The organism is Pseudomonas sp. IC_126 (assembly GCF_004331835.1).
In the GTDB taxonomy this organism is placed as follows: domain Bacteria; phylum Pseudomonadota; class Gammaproteobacteria; order Pseudomonadales; family Pseudomonadaceae; genus Stutzerimonas.
This window is the reverse complement of sequence record NZ_SJSS01000002.1, coordinates 207601-231227: the sequence shown is the minus strand read 5'-3', so window position 1 is coordinate 231227 and position 23627 is coordinate 207601. Positions and strand designations below refer to the sequence as shown.

The window sequence follows — 23627 nt, the reverse complement described above, 5'->3', positions numbered from 1 at the left end:
ATGTCGAGCACGGAGCCAGTCGTCGCACAATCGAACCTGAGCCCTGCGAGTAATAGGCAAGGCACTCCCGTTCAGGCCAGGCTATTCAAGATCACCGACATTCCGGCAGCCATGGATGCCATCGATTGGCCGGTTTCCGCCGCGCTGATGCGCCACTGGTTTCAGGGACAACCCTGGCCAACGGAAAATGGCGGCATGTCGCAGCGGGTCAAGGAACACGCCGAGTGGCCCCCGGCGCAGTACATCGAGGAAAGCATCGTCAAGATGAGCTGGGTGACCAGTTTCGACAAGGTCCAGCCGGTTCTCGCCGAGCTGCGCAGAAGCTGGAACAACGCCGCCGCTATGGGTGAAATTCGCAAGCATCTGCTCAGGGACTATGGCGACAAGGGGCTCGGCTGCTATCCCCTGGTTTTCCCGAACCTGGCGAGCGCGGTGGAGCGCTTCGGCTACTTCAATTCACGCGCGATCACCTTTTCCAAGTGGGGCAGCGAAGGTCTCAACGACCTGCGCGGAGCGCTGGCGGACTTCAACCTGCGGGTGGCGGCCGAGGGCGACGTAGAGGTACAGGCAGATCGCATCCTGTTTCGCCCGAGAACATTGCTGTTCTATGCCGAGGACAATTACGACTTCAACGACGACGGCTCGGTGTTCAGCCAGCCGCTGGGCTACTGGAACTTCGATGGCATCGCTCCCAGCCTGCTGGCGGCCACGGCGCACAATGCCGGCGTCGATGCGGTTTCCAGGGGCATCATGCAGCAGTCGTTGTTCAAAATGAGTGCGCAAAACCAAAGGCGCTACATAGACGAGCAGAGCAAACGCTACATGCTTGTGCTGAACAATCATTTCGCCGATTACCGGGCCAGATACAAACGAGGCGGAGACTTCCGCGTGTTTTCCGATCTGCTACGCGAACCCTTGCCACTTGGCACCCCCGCCATCACCCTGCCGAAACGCTGACATGAACAAAGCCATTCTCGCTGTATGCAGCCTTCTCGCCGCGCTCGCCCTGCTCTTTGGCTGGAGCCTTAACGATGCGCTGAGCGCGCCGCCATCGGTTTCGCAAGTCAGCCCGCAAGGCGGCCATTTGATCGAAAGCGTACCGGTACAGGGCTTGCTGGCCCCTGGCGGTGGCCTGTCGTATCTGCGCATCGTCGACCGTGCGGATCGGTCGAAGGCATTTCGCAGCCCGCTCTTTACTACGCGCTCAGTGGACATGCGAGCGAGCGAAGACAGCCAAAGCCTGGGCGTGACCTGGATCACCTTCGACAAGCGCACCCATGGCTTTACCCTGAGCATCCCTCAATGGCGCCCGGACTGGCGCAACATCTTCTTCAGCAATACGCCCTACGAGGTGGTGCCGAACGGTTGAGGCCCAAGAGAGGGCAGTTGAAGCTGAGCGCAACATGGCTGGTTTTGATGCCGGAGCGGCAAGCCGGATAGCCATGTCTGCGCGCAATTCCAGCTTCCTGGTGGCGCGCTCTTGGACGCTGAGTTCGGGATAAGGCAGCGGGCGCAGAAAATAAATCTGTCCCCTTTTTTAAGAAGTGAATTTTTCATGAAGCCTAACGCCCTGTTAAGGGCTGATAATTTTTCCTAAAATGTGTAGCGAAGCGAAACCGACCCAACCGTTAGCAGTCCCCCTGGAACAGCTTGTTATATATTTACAGCGCAATAAATTACAAACAGAATTACACCAATACAGAATCTTACCCAAGTTGCGACTATGGTATAGCCAAGTGCAGCCCCATTTGGTGTTGAGTGTAAAAAGTGTTCTTTTTTATCATTTTGATATTGCATTGCGCCCACTGTATTAGCCATTCATGTAATAGATGAAGTTTTGATACATAGCCAGATTGGCCCTTGGGATAAAACCAAGAATTGCTCTTGCGAAGCGCTCAAGGTTTGAGGGGTTGGCGGCTTCCAGTCTGTTGCTTTAGTGGTGCGAATGAATTGCACGTATAAGCTACCTAACGATTAAACTAAGGGGCGGGCTTTAGCCCGTCCCAGCGAACAAAGTGAGCGATTTGTTAAAGGGCTAATCCCAAGGTGGATTATTTCTAGCGTGCTCAAGATACGGCTCAATTTCAAGCATGTAATTTGAATACAGCGATGATCCGTGGATGTCTGGGAAAAGTGATAGATGGTTTATATTTCGGTTGTTTAGCGCAGATAAGGCATCACTTCGTATGCGGTCGGGGAATGTAATTTTGTACATGGTTACCCAGCCCTGCTCGTCGCCGGTTCCAACCCACTTTTCGAGATCTACGTTAACTGGCACGTTAAGGAATAAGCCTCGCTGGCTTACAAGACGGTCGTTATAGTGAGTGAGTGGATTTACTATGCGAACATTTCTTTGTGTTTGGGGTTTTTTCTTTCTTATGCGTTCGATATCGCCTCTTAATATTGCCCACAGCACTCTCTTGCCAGAGTCGCATGGGCCAAAAAGTGAAAAGAATAGTGCTACATATGGAGAGAGGGTCCAATCAAGTAGCGGTGTGTGCAGTCCAAAGTGTTGGCCTAATGACCATATCTCATCGTCCGATGCGCTTGTAAGATTGAAATTTGCTCGGCCGCGAATGTTTTCTTTAAATTGGTTCTTGTGTGCGGTTATTGCTTGATTACGCTCGGCTGCCTTTTTATAGGTATTCTTCAATGCTCTTGTGATGCTTGGTTCTAGTTTCCAGTCAGCGTCTGCTTGGCCACGAAAAATATAATCATTGTAATGCGTAAAGTAATCATCAATTAGTAGCGTCAGTTCTAGCCAGTTATCTGTGTGGACGTGCTCGATGGTGGCCATGCTTGTTCATCAACTTTTGGTTAAGGGGCCGGCTTTAGCCGGTCCCGAGTGAGCGAAGCGAACGGCTTGAACCGCTTGTTAGAAATGGTTAATTACTCGCCAAGACCAAAGGCTGTACCCACACCCGAAAAGGTATTATTACTCAACTGCATTCCACCAAGGTGGAGTGTTAAAGAGTTACCATATACGTTTAAGCCAATAGGCCGTAAGTCAAGCTCAGACACTATCGCCTTCTGAGTGGAAATAGCTTCAACTGCCAAAACCGTTTTCCCATGAATAATTACAATTACTTTACCGTCTTGCTCTGTGACCCTGACGGATGGATGCTTTGCAATTGATTCGTCAACAATCGTGATAAAACTCTTGTCGCTTGGCGAAGTAATGGCTTGCAACCAAATTTTTGGTTTGGGACCTGTACCAATCAGAAGAGGCACCACCTTTCCCATCGCAAATATATGACCTCCGCCCACGATTTCGTTGCTGCAAAAATTGATGCTGTGGTAAGGGGTGTAGCCTGATGGGATCTTTTCGCTGGTAATCATTATTGCCCCCTAACGAACTGGCGAGACTTTGGTGCGGATTTGAAATGTTGAGCCATTCTATTTAATAGTTCGCTTCTCTCGTTAGGTACGGACTTGCTGATGATGTATAATATGGCGCACAGGATTAGGCCGATCACCAGTACCAACCACTCGCTCTGAGATACTTTTTCTTGCTTGTCTGCGAGCTCAGATATCCATTTTGGCAAAATGCTCATCGCGTACCCGATGGTGGCAAACAATATATTTAGCGACCACGTCACGAATGGAGATCCTGCGCCTTTTAGACGTAAGAAATCTGCTTCACATAATGGGAAGTCGGCCTGAAAAGTTCCTATAGAGACACCAGTGAGCAAATCTTCTGTCATTACGGTGTGCGTAATGATTTCGTTCTCATACACAATTTTTGTCATTCTCTCTCCATGGTTCTTATCAGGTTCCTAAAATTTCTAACGATTAAGCTAGCGGCAGCTGAGCGCATTGTTAAATTCCGGAAACGATAAGCTTTATGTCATGCCCATTAAATTTGTGTCCGTGCCAGAAATCTATAGCAACAGATACGGACTTGCTGCCATAGCTCTCGCAGTTCGGTTTTCCGGCGAGCAAGCATTTTTTGTGGATTCGGTGATATTTATGTTTAAGCTTTTTTGAATCAGCGTTTCGGCGAGTGTTAAGAGTATTTCCCTTGAAGAGTAGGATCTGCTTGAGTCGTTAATGTTGAGTTTAATTTTTAAGATTTTTGCTATTCCTTCTATTCCCTCAACATAATAAGCAATGTTGTCAGGAATAGATTCGCTTCCAAGCTCCACCATTGGGGATGAAGCATGCCATTCATTGTCGAATAGCTTGTTGTAATGTCCGGTTGCAAGGCCTTCGTTAGAGAGGAAATCTTTTGCGATGTATGGTGACCACCCTTCTTCAAAGGGCACTTCATTTACGCTATTTTCGAGTTTCGTCACCTTGCGGATATGCTTATATGAGTTGATTAGATCTTTATGCGAAGAAATTTTTTCTCTAGATATGTGGTTCAGCCAGCGCTCAAGCAGAGCTAAGCGGAAATTAAAAAACAAAATTGCATATATCTTCGCGGTAAGCCTGAGCTTATTCTCTTTTATCGCGAACATTAGCCTGACGAACGCTTGCTCGTATGCCGAGTAAACCATCATCATAAAAATAAAAGGAAGATAAAACAGAGTTAGCAGCGGCGGTACGATAAAATCATATACAGTACTTTCTTGACCAAATTCGTTGAAGTTAGTTATAAGCATGTAGGCGGTATATGCAATCACCGTTATGCCAAAAAATATCATTAGCCCATCAAGAAGTTTCTTTACTTGATTGTATTTTTCGCCCGTCTCTGCAATGGCAGACATTCCACCTGTCAGTGACAATATAGGAACTAATAGCAGTTCGACCCACAATGGGAAAGCATAGAAACTAACGACAAACTGAATGATTGCGAGAATTTTTAGGCTGTCAATGACCGAGTGTTTGAAAAAGCTTTTATCTTTTTTGATTGACTCCAGCTTAAAGAATGACATGAAGCCAACAGCTACAGCCCAAAATATGGTGTTTTTTATTTGTCCGCTATTCCATAGGTCAGCCTCACACATCATATAGACGACCACTCCCATGTAGATGGTCATCAGTATCAGGACTGAAATTATCTGCCTTGCAAAGAAGGCGGAAAGTAAGTTTCTAACAGATTTCCTAACATCTCTCATCTTGCTGGACGAGAAAATATAGATAGCGATAGCTACCACCCATAACGCAATAGCCATCTCTCTATTGTTTAAGAAATCCACCGAGCCTCCTCAAGGTATCTAACGTTTGGTTAAGGGGCGGGCTTTAGCCCGTCCCAGTGAGCAAAGCGAACGATTTGAACCACTTGTTAGGGTTGCTCGCATAACCCTATTAACTTCTTAAGCTTTTCAATATGTAGTGCGCATAGATCACAGATAGAGTTTTGAGCGCTATCAGTCGAGAAATAAAAGCTTCCGGGGCCAAAGTTAAAGTTAATAGGCTCTCCTGCCTTCGGCGGGATGTACGGTTCAGTTTCTCTAAAGCGAAAAATTATATTGTTTCCAGGTGGAGGACAGTACCCATCATGCGCTGGCCTAACTGGCTTGTAGTGGACGGCGGTTGTACGCCATCCACCATCTGGTCCGGATTCGTAGAATTCAGGATGTTTTTTTCTGAATTCTTTTACTTTCGATATTGAGTCTTTATTTTGCTTCAGGTGCTCGCCGCAACTGTAGCAGGCATTAAGAAATGCACTCAGCAAATAAGAAAACTCTTGCTCTGCTTCGCGCCAGGCAGTTAGTGGCTTGCGTCCAATCTCAATCTTATTCATTAGCTTCAAGTAAAAGCATGCTTCGTCCAGCTTTTGCCTTGCATTGAGAACGGTAGTTTCCATACATACCCTAACTATAATTAGACGCTAATTGGTGCGTAACACACCGGACAGGCGTGGTGGATAACGTTCTGTTGCTCAAAAGTTGAGCAGGTCTATTCCGGGCAACGCACCGATATCGGCACCCGTATTGCTGTTTGTGCCCCATTGCTTCTAATCGACCGTAAGTCATCATGGACATGCTATGAGCGCAACGGGCTATTGGATGGCGCAGGCTCACGCACAACCCTCCTTTACCAACTCAACCCGCTCCCTCACCCCACCAATCGCCTCCTGCACCCGCTTCGTAAAATCCGAATGCTCCAAATAAGTCATCACCAACCGGTCAATCGCCCGTGTCATTGCCACATACAACAACCTCGCTTCATCCGCTTCGGCCTCGCCCTTCTTCGGCATTTCGCCTAGGCCTGGAATCAGCACCAGCCCGAACTCCAGGCCTTTGCTGGAGTGCATGCTGACGATCTTGACGCTGTCTTCGCTGCCGTAGAGTTCGCCTCGGCTCTTTGATCTGGTGCCAGAGGCGTAGGCGATGCCCGCTTGGGTCAGGGCGCGCTCGGCGGATTCGGCCTGGGCGTTGTTGCGGTAGATAATCGCCATATCGTTGAGCACGCGGCCGTTGGCCTGTTCGTCGCGGATGCGGGTGACGAGGCAGTCCCATTCCTGCCAGTGGCCTTCGCAGTGGATGAGCTCGGGGAAGGCGCCGCGGCGGCCGGCGCTTTCGGGGACGATAATGGGAACGCCGTCTTCGCCTGCATCGCGGCCTGAGAGCAGTTCGGTGGCGAAGGCGCGGGCGACCGAGAGCACTTCCAGCGTGTTGCGGTAGTTGAGCTTGAGGATGGTGGTGCGGCCTTGCGCCTGGATGCCGACGCTGGCGAAGCTGAAGTCCAGCCCGGTCTTCTTGCCTTTGCCGCGGTAGATGGATTGGGCGTCGTCGTAGAGCACCAGCAGGGCGTTGGTGGTCGGGTCGACCATCTGCACAACGAGCTTGAACCACTCGGGTGCGAAGTCATGGCCTTCGTCGATCAGCACGGCGGAGTATTGCGCGCGCGGGATCTGGCCGCGGTCGACGCCGTCAATGGTGAACTGAATCATCTGCTCCATCTTCTGGCCGACTGGTAGACGAGGGCTGGGCTTGTCCACCTGATAGGCCGTGAGCATGTCGGAGCACCACGCATGGAAGTTGCGTACGCTGACCTTCTCGCCGAGACCTTTCTCCTCCAGTACCTGGCGCAGCCGCCCGGCGAGGGACTTGTTGTAGCAGAGCACCAGAATCGGCTTGGGCGAAACCTTGGCCAGCTGTTCGCAGCGGTAGCCGAGGATCATGGTCTTGCCGCTGCCGGCCGCACCGTGGATAACGCGATGCCCTTCGCCCAGTGAGCGGGCAAGTTGTTCCTGCTGCAGGTCCATCACCTTGATGAGGCTTGGGATCGGCGCGTCGCCATCGGCAAACAAGCCGAACTGGCCGGGCAGGGCGCTGACGCGAACCTCGGGGTAGAGGTGATAGCGCACGCGGTCGATCTGCGGGAGCGTCAGGGTGCAGGGGAAGACGTTGGGGGAACATGTTCCACAGCCGCTGCTGGAAGGCTTCCGGGTCGGCCGTTTCGGTCATTTCGTCTTGAAAGATGACGCGCTGCGGGTCGAGCACGTCGTGCAGGTCCGTCTGTTCAAACTGGCGGCGGGTGATGTTGGTCAGCACCACGCCCCAGCCCCACGGCATGATCAGCTCGCCCGGACGCGGCGAGCTTTTGCTCTGGCGCAGCAGTGGGTCTTTCTTGAGCACCATGTCGACTTCAACGACGTAGGAGCGCGCCTGCAGCATCGGGTTGGCAACGGTCTTCAGCCCGCTGCTGGTGTGCAGGGTGACCTTGCCGTGTGTAGCGCTCTGGATGATGGCGAGCTTCCAGTCCTTGACCTCGAGCACCAAGATGCCGCGACGCGGGTGCAGCACGACGAAGTCAGGGTAGCGGGCCTTGGGGCCGACCGGGACGTTGCTCCAGCAGAGGTAGTCGTCTTCCAAAAGCTTTTCCAGCCGCTCGGCAAAGCGCCGCTCGCCAGGCGTGTCGAACTGACATTGCGACCGAACGGGGAAGAAGCGCGCCATCTGTACCTTCCTTGGTAGCGGACCGGTGCAGATCGTAGCGTCGCAGCGGAACCGTGAACGAGTGCGCAGTTGCTGCGCGTGATGGCACATTAACCACTGCTTACGTACGGGTAAAGCAGACGATGGATTAATCCCGACTTTTCACGCCGGCTCCTGACGCGCGGTCATTTGCGCCATTTGCACTTTCCGCCCGCCAACCCTGTCCACTCCTGCACGACTCACTTGCGGAGGTAATCGTGGAAGGCATGTTTTTCAGTAGCGCAACGACTCTGATACGCACGCTGGTAGTCGGCGTGCTGGCCTATATCAGCCTGGTGCTGTTGTTGCGCCTGTCGGGGCGGCGGACGTTGTCGAAGATGAATGCGTTCGATCTGGTGGTAACGGTGGCGCTGGGGTCGACCTTTGCGACGATTCTGCTCAATCGCAATGTGTCGTTGGCCGAGGGGGTGTTGGCCTTCGCGCTGTTGATCGGGCTGCAGTATGTGGTCACCTGGTCGAGCGTGCGGGTGGCTTGGGTGCGGCGTACGGTGACAGGTGAGCCGGCGCTGCTGTTCTATCGCGGGCGCTTTCTCGGCGACGCCTTGCGCGCGGCGCGGGTGACCGAGGACGAGGTGCGTGCCGCCGCGCGCAGTCAGGGGCTGGCCGCGCTGGATGGCATCGAGGCGGTGGTGCTGGAGACCGATGGCAGTTTTAGCGTGATTACCGATGGCGCGGGCGAAAGCCGTTCCACGCTGGACGGGGTGAATGTGCCCGGGCCGAATGAAAAAGGCGTTTAAGGCCGTGGCAGGGTTCCGCGGCGGCTGATCGACAGGCCTATGCCCAGCGACCACGCCGGTCCGGTTGCGCCGCCACGGGGTTGGCATTGCGACCGAATGGGGAAGAAGCGGGCCATCTTTACCTTCCATGGTGACGGGCCGGACACCCCGTCTCGTGGTAGCCGCTTTTGGCTTAAGCCGAGCGGCTTGTTTGTGATCCGCGTGCGCAATTCCAGACACCTGCGCGCCACGTTACCGATGCGGTTGAGGCCGGCAAAGCATCGCCCCGGATCAATCACTACTTATTTTAGGGTTATCAGACGTACGGCTAGGCAGGATGCGAGCCCGCTTGGTGCAGGCTCGCATGGAAGTAGCGCCTACTTTTGCTCGTCTGAAGGCTTGGGCATAGGAATCGCGACACTGCTTTCTACACTGCCGGCCGTGGCATCGCCTTCCTTGTAGAAGGGCTCCATCTCGTCTCTTGCTTGCGCCCAGTGTTCGCCTTCCTGTCCTTCCGGTCGGCCTTTGGCTTCCCAGATTTCGTATGCCTTTTCACGAATGCGTTGTTCGTCGCTCATCTCGCTCACCTCGCTGTGTGGATTAAGCCGGCATCGGCCGCAACGCTGCCTTGGACGTGACGACCCACCTGTTCAGCAGAGAGGGGTAACGCGAAGATGGTTCCGGTATTCCTTGCGCAGCCGACGAACCGACTGTTCGCCGATGTCTATGGCGAATGTTGTGCGGCTTCGCTTGATTACTGGCGCGGGCCGGTTGCAGTAGCAGGCGTCTGCTCTCGTTCGATTTCGACCTGCAGGGCATAGGCGGGGCGTTCGACGCTGCGATGGTCGCGGGTATAGCGCCGGGCGAATTCGCCGACCCCCCATTGCAAATATTGCTCGACGTGCTTGAGCTCATGAGCCCAGAGCGCGACGTTATCGAGGGCATCCGCCTCGTTGCGAAAGACGATGATGTCGATCAGCGTCACGGCGGTGACGTCGGGGTGTTGCAGCAGAGTATTGGCGGCATTGAGCACGGCGTAATCGCCCACCCGGTAACGCGCCGTTTCCAGCACGGCAAGATCGAAGCGCAACTCAAGCTGCGAGCGAATATGCAGCGGTATCGGATGGCTCTCCTGCAGCGCCAGCTGGTCGCGAGATTGGCGTATCCAACTCTCCAGCCCGGCGGCGGCCAGCCATTGCACCTGTTCGTAAAGCGCCTCGGTATCGCGTGGCGAGCCGGGTAGGCAGACACAAACGCCAAGGCAGATAGGTTGTTCGCCAGGCGGGCAAGCGGTCTGGGCGAACGCTGCGGTGGCACAGAAGCAGGCAGCGCCAAGCAGTACTTGGCGGAACAGCCGAAGGGCAGTGGTGAACGGCACGCGAATGGCTCTCGGATCAGAGATGCAGACGGCACCGAATGGTGCCGGACGGCGCGCACTATAGCCGCGCCGTTCAGCGCGGCGAAGGGCCAGTTACGCCGTCACCCTCCGTTAAAGCACCGACGAAGCCGCACTCACCACGCGCAACGCCAGCCCTTCATAGGGATCGAGGTTGAGGGTCACTTCGCAGTTGTCGGTCAGGTCGCCCTCGACCCGCTCATGGATGATGTCCACCACCGGGCCGGGTGCGATGCCGGGCAGGCAGAGGGTTTCGCTGATCGGCTCGGCGCTGAAATTCAGTGCGGTGATCTGTACGCCCTTGCCAGCCGGCAGTTCATGCACCATGACCAGCAGCCCCGGTGTCTGGACGTCGGGAATCATGATCTGCTTGCTCGCGGCTATGTCATAGGCGCGACGGACACTGAGGATATGCTTGAGCTGACAGGCGAAGGAGCCTGGGCGCTGCAACTGTTCGACCAGGCTGCCGTAGAGCGAGCGCGCCTTGGGCAGGCCTTCAGTGGAAGTTTCGGCCTCAGGTGCGAGGTCGGCCAGGTCGTACGCGCCGCGATGCAGCCAGCGGGTATCGCCGTCGCCCATCAGGTGTGCAACCTGCTCGGCTTCCAGCGGCAGGGCGCCGACCAGGTCCCAGCCGGAGAGGGCGAACACGCCGGGCTGCATGGCGTTGAACATCACCAGCAGGATATGCAGCCGCTGGATCTGCTCGATCTCGGCGGCGCCGATGGTATTCAGGTCGCGAATGCCCAGCGCGGCGGTGATTACGCTCACGGTTGTGCAGGACACGCCATTGGTGACGAACTTGAGGTTGTAGGGCGCATGTTCGCCGGTCAGGCGTTCGTACATTTCTTCGCGGATGTGCTCACGCAGGATGCCGCCCGGCAAGGTCTGGCCGTGGTAGTGGTAATGGTCGTAGGCGTGCAACGTCCAGAAGTGCACCAGCTCCAGGGTCAGCTCGTCGTGGTTCTGCATCGCGTGGATCAGCGAGGCCGGGTCGATGCCGAAGGCGTGGACCTCGCGCAGCATCAGCCGCAGGAACTCAGTGTCGCCGGTCAGCAACGCGTGGTGATAGGCGGGGCGGGTGATGAAGTCATAGGACAGGTCGGCGCCGCCGTGGGACATGCTGGCGATATCGTCGATGGTCAGGTTCAGCTCCTGGAAGCTGAAGCCGCCGGCCTTGCGGATGGTGCTCGCGATCAGCTGGTTGCCGGTGACCGACAATGGGTGGCTCTCCGACCAGGCGGTGCCTTCGGCGCGGCGCTCGACGCCGAGAAAGCCGTTGGCATCCAGGCGCAGCACGCGCGCACCGGACACGTCGATGGCATGCAGGGCATCGCCGATGATCAGCTGCTGGGCGGCAAAGGTCGGGTCCAGCCAATTCAGCGACGGCTGGCCTTCCTTGAAGTAGTGCAGGTACACCCAGCGGCGGCGCTTGCCGTCTACGCCGGTGACGATGCCGGTGGCGCTCCAGTCGGTGTCCTTGATCCCCGGTTCAAAGAAGATCACCCGCTGCAATTGGCCGACGATGTAGTGCTTGTCCTTGAGCTGATCGACCACCGGCGGTGCGAGATTGACCGAGTCGCGCCCTTTGGGCACCTCAGGCAGCAAAGGCCAGTCTTCCTCGTTGATCTCGACCATGTGGTACAGGCCCGGATAGTCACCGTAGGCCATCTCGGCCAGGCGGAAATCAGCGCCCTTGCCGGTGTGCGCCGGGACGATGTCGTCGATAACGATGGCGTTGTGCGCGGCGGCCATGCGGCTGAGCTGCAGCATTTCCGCCTCGGTGCCGAGGTTGGGGTCGATATCGAAGCTGATGCGGTCGAAGTTGCCGTCGATGGTCGGGGTGAAGTCACGCCCGCGCAGTCCGCCGGAGCGCTTCATCGGGCCGTTGTGAATGCCCTGCACGCCGAGTTCGGACAGGGCGCTCCAAAGGCGGTCGTCGCCCAGCGCCTGCAGCACCGAGCCGCCTTCCGGCGTGATGATGGCGGCAGGGTAGGCGGTGAACCATACCGAGGAAATCGCGCTGGCATCGCGCGGCCGCGCCTGCGCGTAGGGGCGCTGCCAGAGTCGGGCCTGTCCGGCATAGAGGCGGGCCCGCTCGCGGGCTGTACGAAGCATGGATTGGCTTTCCAGCCATTCGATGTAGCTGCTGTCTGGTGTGCTCATAGCGACGTTCGTTTCCCGGTGCGCTGAGGGACGATGTAGTCGTTTGAGTCGGACGCACCGGCATCGTTGCATTGCACGATGTATCGATGCGCTAAAGGACGGACACGCGGCGTATAAGTTCGTCGTAGAAGCGAGCTTGCTCGCCAAACACCGCGCCGTGCCGCCCGGCTTGCAAGGCAATTCGCTTCTACGAGCGCCTTCTGATGCGGCGCTTCAACGCGCGCCGGCTACCGCCGCCGCCGCATCGCCAGGTTGCCCGGCCAGTTGGCGCGCAGCCTGCTTTTGCTGCTTGTAAGCCAGTGCGGCAGGCGCCACCGGTGTGACCTTGCCGGTCTCCAGCCATTTCTTCAGACGACTGGCATCGGCCATGTGGGTGTACTTGCCGAACGCATCGAGCACGACGAAGGCCACTTCGCGTTGATCCATGACGGTGCGCATTACCAAGCAGTGTCCAGCGGCGTTGGTGAAGCCGGTCTTGGTCAGCTGAATGCTCCAGTCGGGTTTGCGCACCAGCGCGTTGGTGTTACGAAAACCGAGGGTGTAGTTGGGCTTGTGGAAAGCGACGGTCTTTTCGCCGGTGGTGCTGAACTGCTCGATCAGCGGATAGCCCTGGCTGGCCTTGAGCAGCTTGACCAGATCATTGGCGCTGGAGACGTTCTGCTCGGACAGGCCGGTGGGTTCGACATAGCGCGTGTGGGTCATGCCCAGCGCCAGCGCCTTAGCGTTCATGGCCTGGATGAACGCTGCGTAACCGCCCGGATAGTGATGCGCCAAGCTCGCGGCAGCGCGATTCTCCGAGGACATCAGGGTCAACAGTAGCATCTCGCGGCGGCTGATCTCGCTGCCGATACGCACCCGCGAGAACACGCCTTGCATTTCCTGCGCATCGCGGATGGTGACGGGCAGTCGCTGATCGAGAGGCAGCTTGGCATCGAGCACGACCATAGCCGTCATCAGTTTGGTCACCGAAGCGATGGGCACTACCCAGTCGGGATTGCTCGAATAGAGCACTTCGTTGCTGTTGAGATCGATCAGCAGGGCACTGCTGGAGGCCAGCTCTTGTTGCACGGTCGATTGTGGGGCAGCGCTGACCGCTGGAGACACGATGACGCTGCCGCAAGCCAGCAGCAGACCCAGAATGGATTGACGAAATTTCAAAATAGACACCGATGAATTGGCGTTGAAGAGAGACGCGCCGAGGCCGACAGACGCGGCGCGCATTTTATAGATAAACCCGAACCGGGTCTTATATTTCTGCACGTTCGGCACCGTTACCATCAGTTTGCGCGCATACCGCTGCGCTTGTTACTGCTGGCATTTGGCGATGCTCAACGCAGCGCTGCTGAGTGTAGAAGAACATTGCGAGCCTCGCTTGGAGTCGGGTGGGCGCTTCCCTCGCTATCGGCAGCGTGGCACAGCCAACCAATCAGCCCGACGGACGGGAACCCGCGCGGATGCTGCTGGTCCGCTACCTACCAGGACGTCGCCGGGAGGGTGCACCTTCGCCCGGCCATGGGGTCCAAACAGCACATTCAAACGGGGAGGACCGATTATGTCCCGCTTCAGCAAGCCCACCACACGCGACGAAATCGAGCGTGAAATCCACAACCTCATGACCGCCCTCGACGAGCTCAAGCACGACGCGACCCGTGGTTCACGGCATCGCTTCGATTCCCTGCGTTCGCGTGCCGAGTCGCTGTGGCACGACGCCGATCTGGACGCGCACTATCGTGATCTGTCCAAGCGAGGCCGCGAAGCCAGCCGCCTGGCCAAGGATTGCGTACGTGAACATCCGCTCAGCACCCTGGCGCTGGCCGCCGGTGCAGTGGCGCTGATCGGCTATCTGGCCACACGTCGCTAGTCGTAGAGGGCATCCGCTCATGCTCAACGCCGAGACGCCGCGCCTCAAGTTCGCCCTGTACGGGGCGCACTCCAGCCTGGGCAACGCCTTGTTGTGCGAGCTGCTGAGCCGACAGCATGAAGCCGTGGCGCTGGTCAACGACCTCAACTCGATGACCGCTCGTCCCGGACTGCGGGCCAAGCCCGGCGACCTGTTCGATGCTGCCAGCGCGGCGCGCAGTGTCGCCGGCATGCATGGGGTGATCTGCTTGTTCGACAGCCCCTCGGTTCCCACCGCTCCAGGCGCCGCCGTCGTGGGGCAGCCGCAGGATCTGTATCAGGCGGTGGAGACGTTGCTGTCAGGGCTACGTGAGGTGGGCGTCGAACGCCTGCTGCTGGTGGCCGACTTTACCGCCCATGCCGATGAGCCAGAAGTCACGGCCGCCTTGCAAATACTCGCCGCCGAGCATTCGCTGAAATGGACCCTGGTGGATGCCGACAGCGCGGGTGAGGATTTGTCGATCGAAGACTTCACCAATCTCGAAGGGATGGACGCCGAAGACCGTCGCGTGCGGCTACGACGCATCGCTGCAGGCATGGTCGACGAGCTGGAAAACCCGCAGCATGTGCGTCAGGAAATCCGCTTTCGTATCTAATCTGAAGCCTGTTTCCTGAAGCGGTGACGGCTCTCGGAGCGCTTACCTGAAGTCGTGTCGTTCCATTGGCGTGCATTTGCCGCGGGGCTCGGGCAAGTTGCTTTTAATAGGAGGCCCAGCCTCGGGGCGAAGCTTTTGCTCTTGTGTTGGTGCACGTTCCGGATTCGCCGCGAGGCGCGCCTCCTACAGATTGGTGCGCACCGTCAGGCCGCGAGCTGGCGGCGCAGTTCAGCCAGCACCGGCGCCGACTCCGGGCGCACACCACGCCATAGCTCGAAGGCCGCCGCAGCCTGTTCGACCAGCATGCCCAACCCATCGCGAGTGACCGCGCCGCGTGCTGCGGCCCATTCACAAAAGGGTGTGGGTTTGGCGCCGTACATCATGTCGTAGCAGAAGGTTTCACCAGGCCCGATCAGCTCATCGGCCAGCGGCGGCAGTTCGCCACCGAGACTGGCCGAGGTGCCATTGATGATCACATCGAAGCGGCCGTCCAACTGCTCGAAGGCGCTCGCGCTAATCGGCCCCAACTCGGCGAACTCCGTGACCAGCCGCTCGGCCTTCGCCAGGGTGCGATTGGCGATCACCAGTGCGCCGGGACGCTGAGCCAGCAGCGGTTCGAGCACGCCACGCACCGCGCCGCCAGCGCCCAGCAGCAGGATGCGTTTGTTTTGCAGAGCGATGCCAGCGTTATCCAGCAGATCGCGGACCAGACCGATGCCGTCGGTGTTGTCGCCCAGCAGCCGGCCGACTTCGAGTTTCAGCAACGTATTCACCGCACCAGCGCGACGTGCGCGTTCGGTCAGTTGATCGGCCAGTCGATAAGCGTCTTCTTTGAAGGGTACGGTGACGTTGGCGCCCCGGCCATCGGTGAAGAACTGACGGGCATAGCCAGCGAAATTGTCCAGCGGCGCCAGCAGGGGCTCGTAGCTGAGCGACTGACCCGTCTGCTCGGCGAACAGGCCATGAATCTGCGGCGACTTGCTGTGGCCGATGGGGTTGCCGAATACGCCATAGCGGTCCATGAATAAGCTCCAAACTGCGAGTGACAAGCTCAAGAAAATCAGGCGTCGGCGAGCCAGTCGCGGTCCTGTAGAAAGTATTCGGTCAACCGCGCTTCCGGCGTGCCGGGCTCGGGGTGCTTGTCGTAGCCCCAGGCGACCTGCGGCGGCAGCGACATAAGGATGGACTCGGTGCGCCCGCCCGATTGCAGGCCGAACAGCGTACCGCGGTCATAGACCAGGTTGTATTCCACGTAGCGGCCGCGCCGCAGCAACTGGAATTCACGTTCGCGTTCACCGAAGGGCGTGGCCTTGCGCTTGCGCACGATGGGCAGGTAGGCGTCCAGGTAGGCATCGCCGACGGCGCGCATGAAGGCAAAGCTGGTGTCGAAATCCCACTGGTTGAGGTCGTCGAAGAACAACCCGCCGACGCCGCGCGGCTCGTTGCGGTGCTTGATGTGGAAGTAGCGGTCGCACCACTCCTTGTAGCGCGGATAGACATCGGCGCCAAAGGGCGCGCAGGCGTCACGGGCGACCCGGTGCCAGTGCACGCAGTCTTCATCGAAGCCGTAGTACGGCGTCAGGTCGAAGCCACCGCCGAACCACCAGACAGGTTCTTCGCCGTCCTTCTCGGCGATGAAGAAGCGCACGTTGGCGTGGGAGGTCGGTACGTAGGGGTTGTTCGGGTGAATCACCAGCGACACGCCCAGTGCCTCGAAGCCACGCCCGGCCAGCTCGGGCCGATGGGCACTGGCCGAGGGTGGCAGGCCGGCGCCGTGCACGTGGGAGAAATTCACCCCACCTTTTTCGACCAGTGCGCCGCTCTCGATCACTCGCGTCCGTCCACCGCCGCCGGCCGGGCGGGTCCAGGCGTCCTCGACGAAGCGCGCGCCGCCGTCTTCGGCTTCCAGCGCGGTGCAGATACGATCCTGCAGATCGAGCAGGTAGGCTTTGACGGCTTCGGTTCGGTCGTTCACGAGATCACCTTGGCAAGAGGAGGGCAGTGCGATGAGGCGAGCAAGCATACCATCCGCCCGGTTGACGAAAGCCCGCCGGAGGGGTTGGATAGCCTCCTTTATGCCCGCCAGGAGACTTTCATGTCGCAGCGTATCCAGTTCAGCCAGCACGGTGGTCCCGAGGTTCTCGTACAGGTCAAGGTCGAGGTTCCCGTCCCCGCCGCCGGTGAGGTTCGCGTGCGCAACCACGCTATCGGCCTGAATTTCATCGACACCTATTTCCGCAGCGGCCTGTACGCGCCGCCGAGCCTGCCCTCGGGGCTGGGAACCGAAGGTGCAGGGGTGATCGAGGCGGTGGGCGAGGGTGTCGATCAATGGCAGGTTGGTGATCGCGTCGCCTACGCCACCGGTCCTTTGGGTGCCTACGGCGAGCATCACGTGCTGCCGGCGCGGCATCTGGTGAACTTACCGGAAGCGATCAGCTTCGAGCAGGCGGCCGCGGTAATGCTCAAGGGCCTGACCACGCAATATCTGCTGCGTCAGGTGCATCCGCTGCAGGCAGGCGAAACCATTCTGTTCCACGCGGCGGCCGGTGGCGTCGGCTCGATTGCCTGTCAGTGGGCGAACGCATTGGGCGCACGGCTGATCGGCGTGGTCGGTTCGGCGGAAAAGGCCGAACGCGCCAAGGCGCTGGGCGCCTGGGCCACCATCGACCGCACCCGCGAGGACGTGGTGCAGCGAGTCATGGAGCTGACCGATGGCCAGAAATGTCCGGTGGTCTACGACTCGGTGGGCAAGAGCAGCTGGGAAGTTTCGCTCGATTGCGTCGCGCCGCGCGGGCTGCTGGTCAGCTTCGGCAATGCCTCGGGCGCGGTGACTGGCGTCAACCTCGGCGTGCTGGCGCAGAAGGGCTCGCTGTTCGTTACCCGACCGATCCTGGCCGGCTACGCGGACACGGCGCCACGGTTGCAGGCAATGGCGGCCGAGCTGTTCGAAATGATCGCCAGCGGCAAGATCAAGGTGGAGATCGGCCAGCGCTTTGCGCTCAGTGAAGCGGCCGAAGCGCAGCGGCTGCTGGCCGAGGGACGCACCACGGGGTCGACGATTCTGTTGCCGTAGCCGTAGTCTGCAGGGCCGAATTCATTCGGCTGCGGATGGAAGGCCGAACAAGTTCGGCCCTACGGCTCTGCCGAATCCTCTAACCTAACTCGCCCGTATGACTTCTCCGCTACGTACATCCCGGATGGTGCTGGGATTGCGTCGCCCGCCCAGGCGGCCACCGAGCACTGCGTCGAGCTGGCGCGGAAAATACTGCTCGACGCGCAAGCGTGTACGGGCCGATGGGCGGCCTGCGGGATTTGCCGAGGTGGACACCAGCGGACCCGTCAGCTCGCAAAGCCGCGCGACCAGTGGATGATCGCTAACGCGCAAGGCCACGCTGTCATGTTTGCCGGTAATCCACTCGGGTAGGCGCTGCTGGTGCGGGATCAGCCAGGTATTGGGTCCCGGCCAACTGCCCGCCAGGCGATCCAGCCAGCGCTCGGGCAGGTCTTCCAATAGAAAATTGAACTGCTCGATGCGGTCAGCCACCAGAATCAAACCCTTCTCCACCGGACGATCCTTCAGCGCCAGCAACCGGTGCACCGCATCGCTATTCCAGGGATCGCAACCCAGCCCCCAAACGGCTTCGGTCGGATAGGCGATGACACCGCCGTTTCTGACCGCCCGAGCCGCCTGCTGCACACGCCAGTTACCGACCATCACCACCTCCGCTGCTTGATCCGCGCAGTGTACCCAAGCGCATGTGGCGAAACAGCTGCACTCAGCCGACTCGCGCGATCCAGAAACCGTTTTCGCAGGCGACCAGCCCTTCGATTTCTAGCTCGGTCAGTTCCGCCAGAACCTGTGCCAACGGTTGCACGACCGCACCGGCCAGGGTCTCGCTGGTCATCGGCGCGGCGTGTAGCTGATCGAGCAGGGGATGAGCCGGTCGATCGGGTTGCGACCGGCTGTTAGGGACCGTCTGCTGCCAGCCCCGGAGTGCCTGAAGGATGTCGTCGACGCTTTCCACCAACGCCGCGCCCTGGCGGATCAGCTGATGGCAGCCGCGGGCGCCTGGATGGTGAATCGAGCCGGGGATGGCATAGACCTCGCGCCCCTGCTCGGCCGCGAGCCGGGCGGTTATCAGCGAGCCGCTGGAGGGGCTGGCCTCGACCACCAAGACACCCAGGGACAGTCCGCTGATGATTCGATTGCGACGCGGAAAATTGGAGGCGTGGGGAGCGCAGTCCAGCGGCAATTCGGAAACCAGCGCGCCGCCCGCTTCGACGATGCGCGCGGCGAGACCGATGTGGCGGCGCGGATAGAGATGCTGCAGGCCGGTACCCAGCACCGCCACGGTCTTGCCGCCGACATCCAGCGCGCCCTGGTGCGCCGCGCCATCGATGCCGAGCGCCAGGCCGCTGGTGATCACGAACCCGCCGTTCGCCAGACTTCGGGCAAACGCCGTGGCGTTATCCAGCCCGGGACGCGAAGCGCGGCGGCTGCCGACCATCGCCAGTTGCGGGCGCTCCAGCAGACTTGGGTCGCCGTCGACGAACAACAGCGGCGGTGCGTCCGGCAGTTCTGCCAGCAGCGCAGGGTAGGCGGGATCGTCCCACATCAGCAGCTGATGGCCTGGCTGCTCAAGCCAATTCAGGGCCGCAGCGGCTCGCTCGCGTATCGCCGGGCTGCGCCTGGGTTCGGCACAGCTGGCCGGCAAGCCCAGGGCACGCCAGGCGGTTGCCGGTGCACTGAGCGCGGAAGAGGCGTCGGGAAAAGCGCTGAGCAGTTTTTGCAGGCGCCGTGGGCCGAGCTCCGGGAGCAGATGCAGGCGTAGGCGGGCTTCGAGTTCGGCAGGGGAAATCGCAGGCACGTAAACATTCCTTGTCTTGGCGCACCGCATCCATACGGTGTCGATCAGCAGAAAAAAGCCCCGCATCGGCGGGGCTCCGGAATCTCAGGGATTACGGACCTTGTCCATCACCGACAGCGAGCGGGTCGCTTGCAGCACCAGACCGTAGCTGAGCTTGTCGTAAGTGCGGAAGACCATCAGCAGGCCCGAGCGCTCATCCGGAATCTTGACGTTTTCGCCGGTAACCCGATCGCGGACGGTTTCGCCGGTCTTGTATACCGCCAGTACGTTGCCGATGCTCAAGCCGTCACGCGCGCCCTTGTTCAGGGTGACCACATCGAACTGACCGATCTGCGTCACGCCGCGCGGCACGTCGAGAATCACGCCGTTGACTTCTTCTTCCGGCTCGCTCGGCATGAAGGTCGAGTTCACCGCGCGCTCTTCGCTGGGGAACATGCGGTCGCCGATGCGTGCCTCCTGGGTGACACGCGTGAGCATCATGGTCGCGATGTCACCTTCCATGTCGATACGTTCGGCGGTGCCGACGTCGTCGGCATTGATGCCAAGGAACTCACCGGTGTCAGGATCCGCATAGGTCTTGCCCTGACGGAAGATGCCGTAGATGGCGATATCGTCCTGGAACTCGCCACGCCCGTAGACGCGGTCGCCGGAACCGCTGATGACGCGTTCGGCGTTGCCGGCGACGATATAGGGCGCGGCCTCGAATTCGGCAGCGCTATCGACGATGCGGTTGCTCAACAGAAAACTGTTGATGGCTTCCAGCGGGATGGTGCTGATGGCTTCAGCCATGGGTGTCGTGCGTACGGTGGGGGAGAGCTTGATGGTCCCACGCGATGCGCCGCGGTTGAGCATGATGCGGGGCTGGCCGTCGATGTAAACCAGGCTCAGGCTGTCGCCGGGATAGATCAGATGCGGATTTTCCACCTGGGGATTGGCATGCCAGAGTTCCGGCCATTTCCAGGGTTCGCTGAGGAAGCGACCGGAAATATCCCAGAGGGTGTCGCCTTTCACTACGGTGTACTGCTCCGGATGATTATCCTTGAGCTGCACAGCGGCCTGCGCCATGCCGCCAACCGCCACCAGCAGCAGGGCGAGTAGTGATTTCCTCATGTGGTGAATCCCTTTATGATGTGCCTTCACGTAAAGCGCCCTAGCGCCGCAGAAACCCTTGTGGAAAGCGGCGTTAAGCCGTTTACAAGCTGCCCGGCATCTTAGCAGCGGCTTTTCACTTTATTCCATAAGTGCATCACAAACGCATATGGCAATCCTGAACATCCTTGAGTTTCCCGATCCACGCCTGCGCACCATCGCCAAACCGGTGGACGTGGTCGACGACGGCATTCGTCAGCTGATCGACGACATGTTCGAGACCATGTACGCCGCGCCCGGCATTGGCCTGGCGGCGACGCAGGTCAACGTACACAAACGTGTGGTGGTCATGGACCTGTCCGAGGACAAATCCGAGCCGCGGGTTTTCATCAACCCCGAGTTCGAGTTCCTCACCGACGAGATGGAGCAATACCAGGAAGGTTGCCTGTCCGTGCCGGGTTTCTACGAGAACGTCGACCGCCCGCAGAAGGTCAAGGTCAAGGCGCTGGACCGCGACGGCCAACCCTACGAACTGATCGCTGAAGGCCTGCTCGCAGTGTGCATCCAGCACGAGTGCGATCACCTCAACGGCAAGTTGTTCGTCGACTATCTATCCAATCTCAAGCGCGACCGGATCAAGAAGAAGCTGGAAAAGATCCACCGTCAGCAGGCTTGATTCCCGACACCAAAGGCTTGCGGCAGCAAGCCTTTTTTATTGACGAGTGTTTTAGATGCGCATCGTTTTTGCCGGAACGCCGGAATTCGCCGCCCAGCACCTGCAGGCTCTGCTCGACGCCAATAGGCAAGTGGTGGCGGTTTACACCCAGCCGGATCGGCCTGCAGGTCGCGGGCAGAAGCTGATGCCCAGCCCGGTCAAGCAGCTCGCGCTGCAGCACGGCATTGCCGTATATCAGCCGCAGACTCTGCGCGACCCGGCAGCTCAAGCGGAACTGGCGGGACTGCAGGCCGACCTGATGGTGGTGGTCGCCTATGGCTTGATCCTGCCGCAGGCGGTGCTGGATATGCCGCGCCTGGGTTGTATCAACAGCCATGCCTCGTTGCTGCCACGCTGGCGAGGTGCGGCGCCGATTCAGCGCGCCCTCGAGGCCGGCGATGCCGAATCCGGGGTCACGGTGATGCAGATGGAAGCCGGTCTGGATACCGGTCCGATGCTGCTCAAGGTCAGCACACCGATCACAGCTGACGACACCGGCGGCAGCCTCCATGACCGCCTTGCCGAGCTCGGCTCGCGCGCAGTGGTCGAAGGGGTCACGGCGCTGGAAGCCGGCTCGCTGAAAGGCGAAGTGCAGGACGACAGCCTGGCGACTTATGCGCACAAGCTGAACAAGGATGAAGCGCGCCTCGACTGGAGCCGCCCGGCCGTCGAGCTGGAACGTCTGATCCGCGCCTTCCATCCCTGGCCGATCTGTCACAGCAGCCTGGACGAAGCCGCCGTGAAGATTCACGCCGCACGTCTGGCGGACGGGCAGGGTGAGCCGGGCCAGATCATCGGTGCCGGCAAGGACGGTCTGCAGGTCGCGTGCGGTGCAGGCTCGTTGTTGATTACGCGTCTGCAACTACCAGGCGGCAAGCCGCTTGGTTTCAGCGATCTGTACAACAGCCGGCGTGAGCAATTCGCGCCGGGCAAGGTGTTCGAATAATGTCGATGAACCCGCGCCTCGCCGCGGCCCGTGCGCTCGGTGTGGTACTGGCCGGCAAAGCCTCGCTGAACAGCAGCCTGCCCGATGTGTTGAGCAAGGTCGACGCCCGCGACCGCGGCCTGACCCAGGAGCTGGCGTTCGGCGCTGCACGGTGGCAACCGCGTCTGGCCGGCCTTGCCGAACGCCTGCTGCAGAAGCCATTCAAGGCCGCCGATCGAGACGTCGAAGCGCTATTGCTGATCGGCCTGTATCAGCTGTTCTACACCCGCATACCGCCGCACGCCGCCATCGGCGAAACCGTCGGCTGCGCGGATAAGTTGAAAAAGCCATGGGCCAAGGGCCTGCTCAACGCCGTGCTGCGCAATGCCCAACGCGAAGGTGAAGCGCTGTTCGCCGAACTGGAGCGTGATCCGGTGATCCGTTTCGCCCATCCGCGCTGGCTGCAGAAATCGCTGAAGGCGCATTGGCCGGAACACTGGGAGGCGATCTGCACGGCGAACAACATTCATCCGCCGATGATGCTGCGGGTCAACCGCCGTCAGACCGGGCGCGATGACTATCTCGCCGAGCTGCAGACGGCCGGTATCGAAGCCTTCCCCTGCAGCCACAGCGAGGACGGCATCCGCCTGGCCGAGGCCTGCGACGTCAATCTGTTGCCGGGCTTTGCCGAAGGGCGTGTCAGCGTGCAGGACGAAGCAGCGCAGCTGGCGGCGTCCCTGCTCGATCTGGCGCCCGAGCAGCGCGTGCTGGACGCCTGCTGTGCGCCGGGGGGCAAGACCTGCCATATTCTCGAACGCGAGCCCCAGCTGGCGGAAGTCGTCGCGCTGGACCTGGAGCCTAAGCGGCTGCAGCGGGTGCAGGAAAATCTCGACCGCCTGCAACTGCAGGCACAGCTGGTTGCCGCCGATGCGCGTGCGACGGATCAATGGTGGGACGGTCGTCCGTTCCAGCGCATTCTGCTCGACGCGCCCTGTTCGGCGACCGGCGTGATTCGCCGTCATCCAGACATCAAGCTGGCCCGCCAGGTCGATGACATCGCGCCGCTGGCCACGCTGCAGGGCGAAATGCTCGATGCGCTCTGGCCGACCCTGGCGGTCGGCGGTGTGCTGCTGTACGCCACCTGCTCGGTGTTGCCGACCGAGAATCGCGAGGTGATCGAGGCCTTCCTGGCACGCATGCCTGGCGCGCGCCAGCTGGATCTGCCGAAAGGTTTCGGTGTCGAGCAGTCTCATGGCCGTCAGCTGCTGCCGCAGGAGAACGGCCATGACGGCTTCTATTACGCCAAACTAATGAAGATCGCGGCCCAACCCACGGCCAGCGTGTCTCAATGAGACAGGCCGGGGACATCGG

The 23627-nt window shown here is 59.4% G+C and carries 24 protein-coding genes and 1 pseudogene; 9 read left to right on the top strand and 16 right to left on the bottom strand.

Annotated elements, in window-relative coordinates:
- Together E0D86_RS06520 and E0D86_RS06515 are read left to right on the top strand one after the other, a co-directional pair.
- Positions 1-957: a DUF6402 family protein gene (locus E0D86_RS06520; protein WP_131649187.1), complete on the top strand. Its 957-nt coding sequence runs from the start codon at positions 1-3 to the stop codon at positions 955-957.
- A gap of 1 nt (position 958) precedes the next feature.
- Positions 959-1369 (top strand): hypothetical protein, encoded by a 411-nt coding sequence (locus tag E0D86_RS06515; RefSeq protein WP_131649186.1) that lies wholly within the window; start codon positions 959-961, stop codon positions 1367-1369.
- Between the two features lie 666 nt (positions 1370-2035).
- Here E0D86_RS06515 and E0D86_RS06510 read toward each other — a convergent pair.
- The 7 genes and pseudogenes from E0D86_RS06510 to E0D86_RS21565 form a co-directional block, all read right to left on the bottom strand.
- Positions 2036-2797 (bottom strand): FRG domain-containing protein, encoded by a 762-nt coding sequence (locus E0D86_RS06510; protein ID WP_131649185.1) that lies wholly within the window; start codon positions 2795-2797, stop codon positions 2036-2038.
- Positions 2798-2889: 92 nt separating this feature from the next.
- Positions 2890-3339 carry a hypothetical protein gene (locus E0D86_RS06505; RefSeq protein ID WP_131649184.1) on the bottom strand — a complete coding sequence of 150 codons (450 nt, stop codon included), beginning with the start codon at positions 3337-3339 and terminating at the stop codon, positions 2890-2892.
- A complete protein-coding gene (locus E0D86_RS06500) occupies positions 3339-3749 on the bottom strand; it encodes a hypothetical protein (protein WP_131649183.1) in 411 nt (136 codons plus the stop codon). Before E0D86_RS06500 ends, E0D86_RS06505 begins: the two co-directional genes overlap by 1 nt.
- A gap of 132 nt (positions 3750-3881) precedes the next feature.
- Positions 3882-5141, bottom strand: coding sequence for a hypothetical protein (locus E0D86_RS06495; RefSeq protein WP_218568011.1), 1260 nt, complete (start codon positions 5139-5141; stop codon positions 3882-3884).
- 86 nt (positions 5142-5227) lie between these two features.
- Positions 5228-5752, bottom strand: coding sequence for a hypothetical protein (locus tag E0D86_RS06490; RefSeq protein WP_131649182.1), 525 nt, complete (start codon positions 5750-5752; stop codon positions 5228-5230).
- A 213-nt stretch (positions 5753-5965) separates the two neighbouring features.
- A complete protein-coding gene (locus E0D86_RS06485) occupies positions 5966-7258 on the bottom strand; it encodes a DEAD/DEAH box helicase (RefSeq protein WP_256681150.1) in 1293 nt (430 codons plus the stop codon).
- A 337-nt stretch (positions 7259-7595) separates the two neighbouring features.
- Positions 7596-7850 (bottom strand): annotated as a pseudogene (locus tag E0D86_RS21565) (nuclease-related domain-containing protein); the annotation flags it as partial.
- Positions 7851-8086: 236 nt separating this feature from the next.
- On the opposite strand from E0D86_RS21565, the gene E0D86_RS06480 reads away from it, so the two are divergent.
- The gene (locus E0D86_RS06480) at positions 8087-8626 is read left to right on the top strand and encodes a DUF421 domain-containing protein (RefSeq protein ID WP_131649181.1); all 540 of its coding nucleotides are present in this window, start codon (positions 8087-8089) and stop codon (positions 8624-8626) included.
- A 356-nt stretch (positions 8627-8982) separates the two neighbouring features.
- On the opposite strand, the gene E0D86_RS06475 is transcribed toward E0D86_RS06480, so the two are convergent.
- The 4 genes from E0D86_RS06475 to pbpG all read right to left on the bottom strand — a co-directional run bounded on the left by E0D86_RS06475 (position 8983) and on the right by pbpG (position 13322).
- Complete coding sequence (locus tag E0D86_RS06475) at positions 8983-9183, bottom strand: DUF2934 domain-containing protein (RefSeq protein WP_131649180.1); 201 nt, start codon at positions 9181-9183, stop codon at positions 8983-8985.
- 176 nt (positions 9184-9359) lie between these two features.
- A complete protein-coding gene (locus E0D86_RS06470; RefSeq protein WP_131649179.1) occupies positions 9360-9983 on the bottom strand; it encodes a DUF4157 domain-containing protein in 624 nt (207 codons plus the stop codon).
- Between the two features lie 111 nt (positions 9984-10094).
- Positions 10095-12164, bottom strand: a complete 2070-nt coding sequence (gene treS / locus E0D86_RS06465; RefSeq protein ID WP_131649178.1) for a maltose alpha-D-glucosyltransferase — start codon at positions 12162-12164, stop codon at positions 10095-10097.
- 213 nt (positions 12165-12377) lie between these two features.
- Positions 12378-13322 (bottom strand): D-alanyl-D-alanine endopeptidase, encoded by a 945-nt coding sequence (gene pbpG / locus E0D86_RS06460; protein WP_131649177.1) that lies wholly within the window; start codon positions 13320-13322, stop codon positions 12378-12380.
- A gap of 394 nt (positions 13323-13716) precedes the next feature.
- Here pbpG and E0D86_RS06455 point away from each other — a divergent pair, with 394 nt between their 5' ends.
- Together E0D86_RS06455 and E0D86_RS06450 are read left to right on the top strand one after the other, a co-directional pair.
- Positions 13717-14025: a YqjD family protein gene (locus E0D86_RS06455; protein ID WP_131649176.1), complete on the top strand. Its 309-nt coding sequence runs from the start codon at positions 13717-13719 to the stop codon at positions 14023-14025.
- Between the two features lie 19 nt (positions 14026-14044).
- Entirely contained in the window at positions 14045-14659 is a 615-nt protein-coding gene (locus E0D86_RS06450) for an NAD(P)-dependent oxidoreductase (RefSeq protein WP_131649175.1), read from the top strand.
- Between the two features lie 203 nt (positions 14660-14862).
- On the opposite strand, the gene aroE is transcribed toward E0D86_RS06450, so the two are convergent.
- Both aroE and hemF read right to left on the bottom strand, forming a co-directional pair.
- Positions 14863-15681 carry a shikimate dehydrogenase gene (gene aroE, locus E0D86_RS06445; protein WP_131649174.1) on the bottom strand — a complete coding sequence of 273 codons (819 nt, stop codon included), beginning with the start codon at positions 15679-15681 and terminating at the stop codon, positions 14863-14865.
- 38 nt (positions 15682-15719) lie between these two features.
- A complete protein-coding gene (hemF, locus tag E0D86_RS06440; RefSeq protein ID WP_131649173.1) occupies positions 15720-16634 on the bottom strand; it encodes an oxygen-dependent coproporphyrinogen oxidase in 915 nt (304 codons plus the stop codon).
- A gap of 120 nt (positions 16635-16754) precedes the next feature.
- Here hemF and E0D86_RS06435 point away from each other — a divergent pair, with 120 nt between their 5' ends.
- Positions 16755-17732: a quinone oxidoreductase gene (locus E0D86_RS06435; protein WP_131649172.1), complete on the top strand. Its 978-nt coding sequence runs from the start codon at positions 16755-16757 to the stop codon at positions 17730-17732.
- 84 nt (positions 17733-17816) lie between these two features.
- Here the strand turns inward: E0D86_RS06435 and E0D86_RS06430 are convergent, their stop codons facing one another.
- The 3 genes from E0D86_RS06430 to E0D86_RS06420 form a co-directional block, all read right to left on the bottom strand.
- Complete coding sequence (locus E0D86_RS06430; protein WP_131649171.1) at positions 17817-18374, bottom strand: L-threonylcarbamoyladenylate synthase; 558 nt, start codon at positions 18372-18374, stop codon at positions 17817-17819.
- A gap of 61 nt (positions 18375-18435) precedes the next feature.
- Positions 18436-19527, bottom strand: coding sequence for a DNA-processing protein DprA (dprA, locus tag E0D86_RS06425; RefSeq protein ID WP_131649170.1), 1092 nt, complete (start codon positions 19525-19527; stop codon positions 18436-18438).
- Between the two features lie 84 nt (positions 19528-19611).
- Positions 19612-20637 carry a LysM peptidoglycan-binding domain-containing protein gene (locus E0D86_RS06420; RefSeq protein WP_131649169.1) on the bottom strand — a complete coding sequence of 342 codons (1026 nt, stop codon included), beginning with the start codon at positions 20635-20637 and terminating at the stop codon, positions 19612-19614.
- Between the two features lie 148 nt (positions 20638-20785).
- Here E0D86_RS06420 and def point away from each other — a divergent pair, with 148 nt between their 5' ends.
- From def to rsmB, 3 genes are read left to right on the top strand one after another with little or no spacing between them, the layout of a single operon-like run.
- The gene (gene def / locus E0D86_RS06415) at positions 20786-21292 is read left to right on the top strand and encodes a peptide deformylase (RefSeq protein WP_131649168.1); all 507 of its coding nucleotides are present in this window, start codon (positions 20786-20788) and stop codon (positions 21290-21292) included.
- Positions 21293-21347: 55 nt separating this feature from the next.
- Positions 21348-22277, top strand: a complete 930-nt coding sequence (gene fmt / locus E0D86_RS06410) for a methionyl-tRNA formyltransferase (protein WP_131649167.1) — start codon at positions 21348-21350, stop codon at positions 22275-22277.
- Positions 22278-22282: 5 nt separating this feature from the next.
- Positions 22283-23608, top strand: coding sequence for a 16S rRNA (cytosine(967)-C(5))-methyltransferase RsmB (gene rsmB, locus E0D86_RS06405; protein ID WP_131650001.1), 1326 nt, complete (start codon positions 22283-22285; stop codon positions 23606-23608).
- Positions 23609-23627: the final 19 nt, after the last annotated feature.

What these genes read in the sequence shown, in the direction of transcription:
- E0D86_RS06520 (WP_131649187.1), top strand. Translation starts at nt 1, where the DNA reads ATGTCGAGCACGGAGCCAGTCGTCGCACAATCGAACCTGAGCCCTGCG.
- E0D86_RS06515 (WP_131649186.1), top strand. Translation starts at nt 959, where the DNA reads ATGAACAAAGCCATTCTCGCTGTATGCAGCCTTCTCGCCGCGCTCGCC.
- aroE (WP_131649174.1), bottom strand. Translation starts at nt 15,681, where the DNA reads ATGGACCGCTATGGCGTATTCGGCAACCCCATCGGCCACAGCAAGTCG.
- E0D86_RS06435 (WP_131649172.1), top strand. Translation starts at nt 16,755, where the DNA reads ATGTCGCAGCGTATCCAGTTCAGCCAGCACGGTGGTCCCGAGGTTCTC.
- E0D86_RS06450 (WP_131649175.1), top strand. Translation starts at nt 14,045, where the DNA reads ATGCTCAACGCCGAGACGCCGCGCCTCAAGTTCGCCCTGTACGGGGCG.
- E0D86_RS06505 (WP_131649184.1), bottom strand. Translation starts at nt 3,339, where the DNA reads ATGATTACCAGCGAAAAGATCCCATCAGGCTACACCCCTTACCACAGC.
- E0D86_RS06490 (WP_131649182.1), bottom strand. Translation starts at nt 5,752, where the DNA reads ATGGAAACTACCGTTCTCAATGCAAGGCAAAAGCTGGACGAAGCATGC.
- E0D86_RS06510 (WP_131649185.1), bottom strand. Translation starts at nt 2,797, where the DNA reads ATGGCCACCATCGAGCACGTCCACACAGATAACTGGCTAGAACTGACG.
- E0D86_RS06455 (WP_131649176.1), top strand. Translation starts at nt 13,717, where the DNA reads ATGTCCCGCTTCAGCAAGCCCACCACACGCGACGAAATCGAGCGTGAA.
- E0D86_RS06500 (WP_131649183.1), bottom strand. Translation starts at nt 3,749, where the DNA reads ATGACAAAAATTGTGTATGAGAACGAAATCATTACGCACACCGTAATG.
- treS (WP_131649178.1), bottom strand. Translation starts at nt 12,164, where the DNA reads ATGAGCACACCAGACAGCAGCTACATCGAATGGCTGGAAAGCCAATCC.
- def (WP_131649168.1), top strand. Translation starts at nt 20,786, where the DNA reads ATGGCAATCCTGAACATCCTTGAGTTTCCCGATCCACGCCTGCGCACC.
- fmt (WP_131649167.1), top strand. Translation starts at nt 21,348, where the DNA reads ATGCGCATCGTTTTTGCCGGAACGCCGGAATTCGCCGCCCAGCACCTG.
- rsmB (WP_131650001.1), top strand. Translation starts at nt 22,283, where the DNA reads ATGAACCCGCGCCTCGCCGCGGCCCGTGCGCTCGGTGTGGTACTGGCC.
- E0D86_RS06430 (WP_131649171.1), bottom strand. Translation starts at nt 18,374, where the DNA reads ATGGTCGGTAACTGGCGTGTGCAGCAGGCGGCTCGGGCGGTCAGAAAC.
- E0D86_RS06475 (WP_131649180.1), bottom strand. Translation starts at nt 9,183, where the DNA reads ATGAGCGACGAACAACGCATTCGTGAAAAGGCATACGAAATCTGGGAA.
- E0D86_RS06420 (WP_131649169.1), bottom strand. Translation starts at nt 20,637, where the DNA reads ATGAGGAAATCACTACTCGCCCTGCTGCTGGTGGCGGTTGGCGGCATG.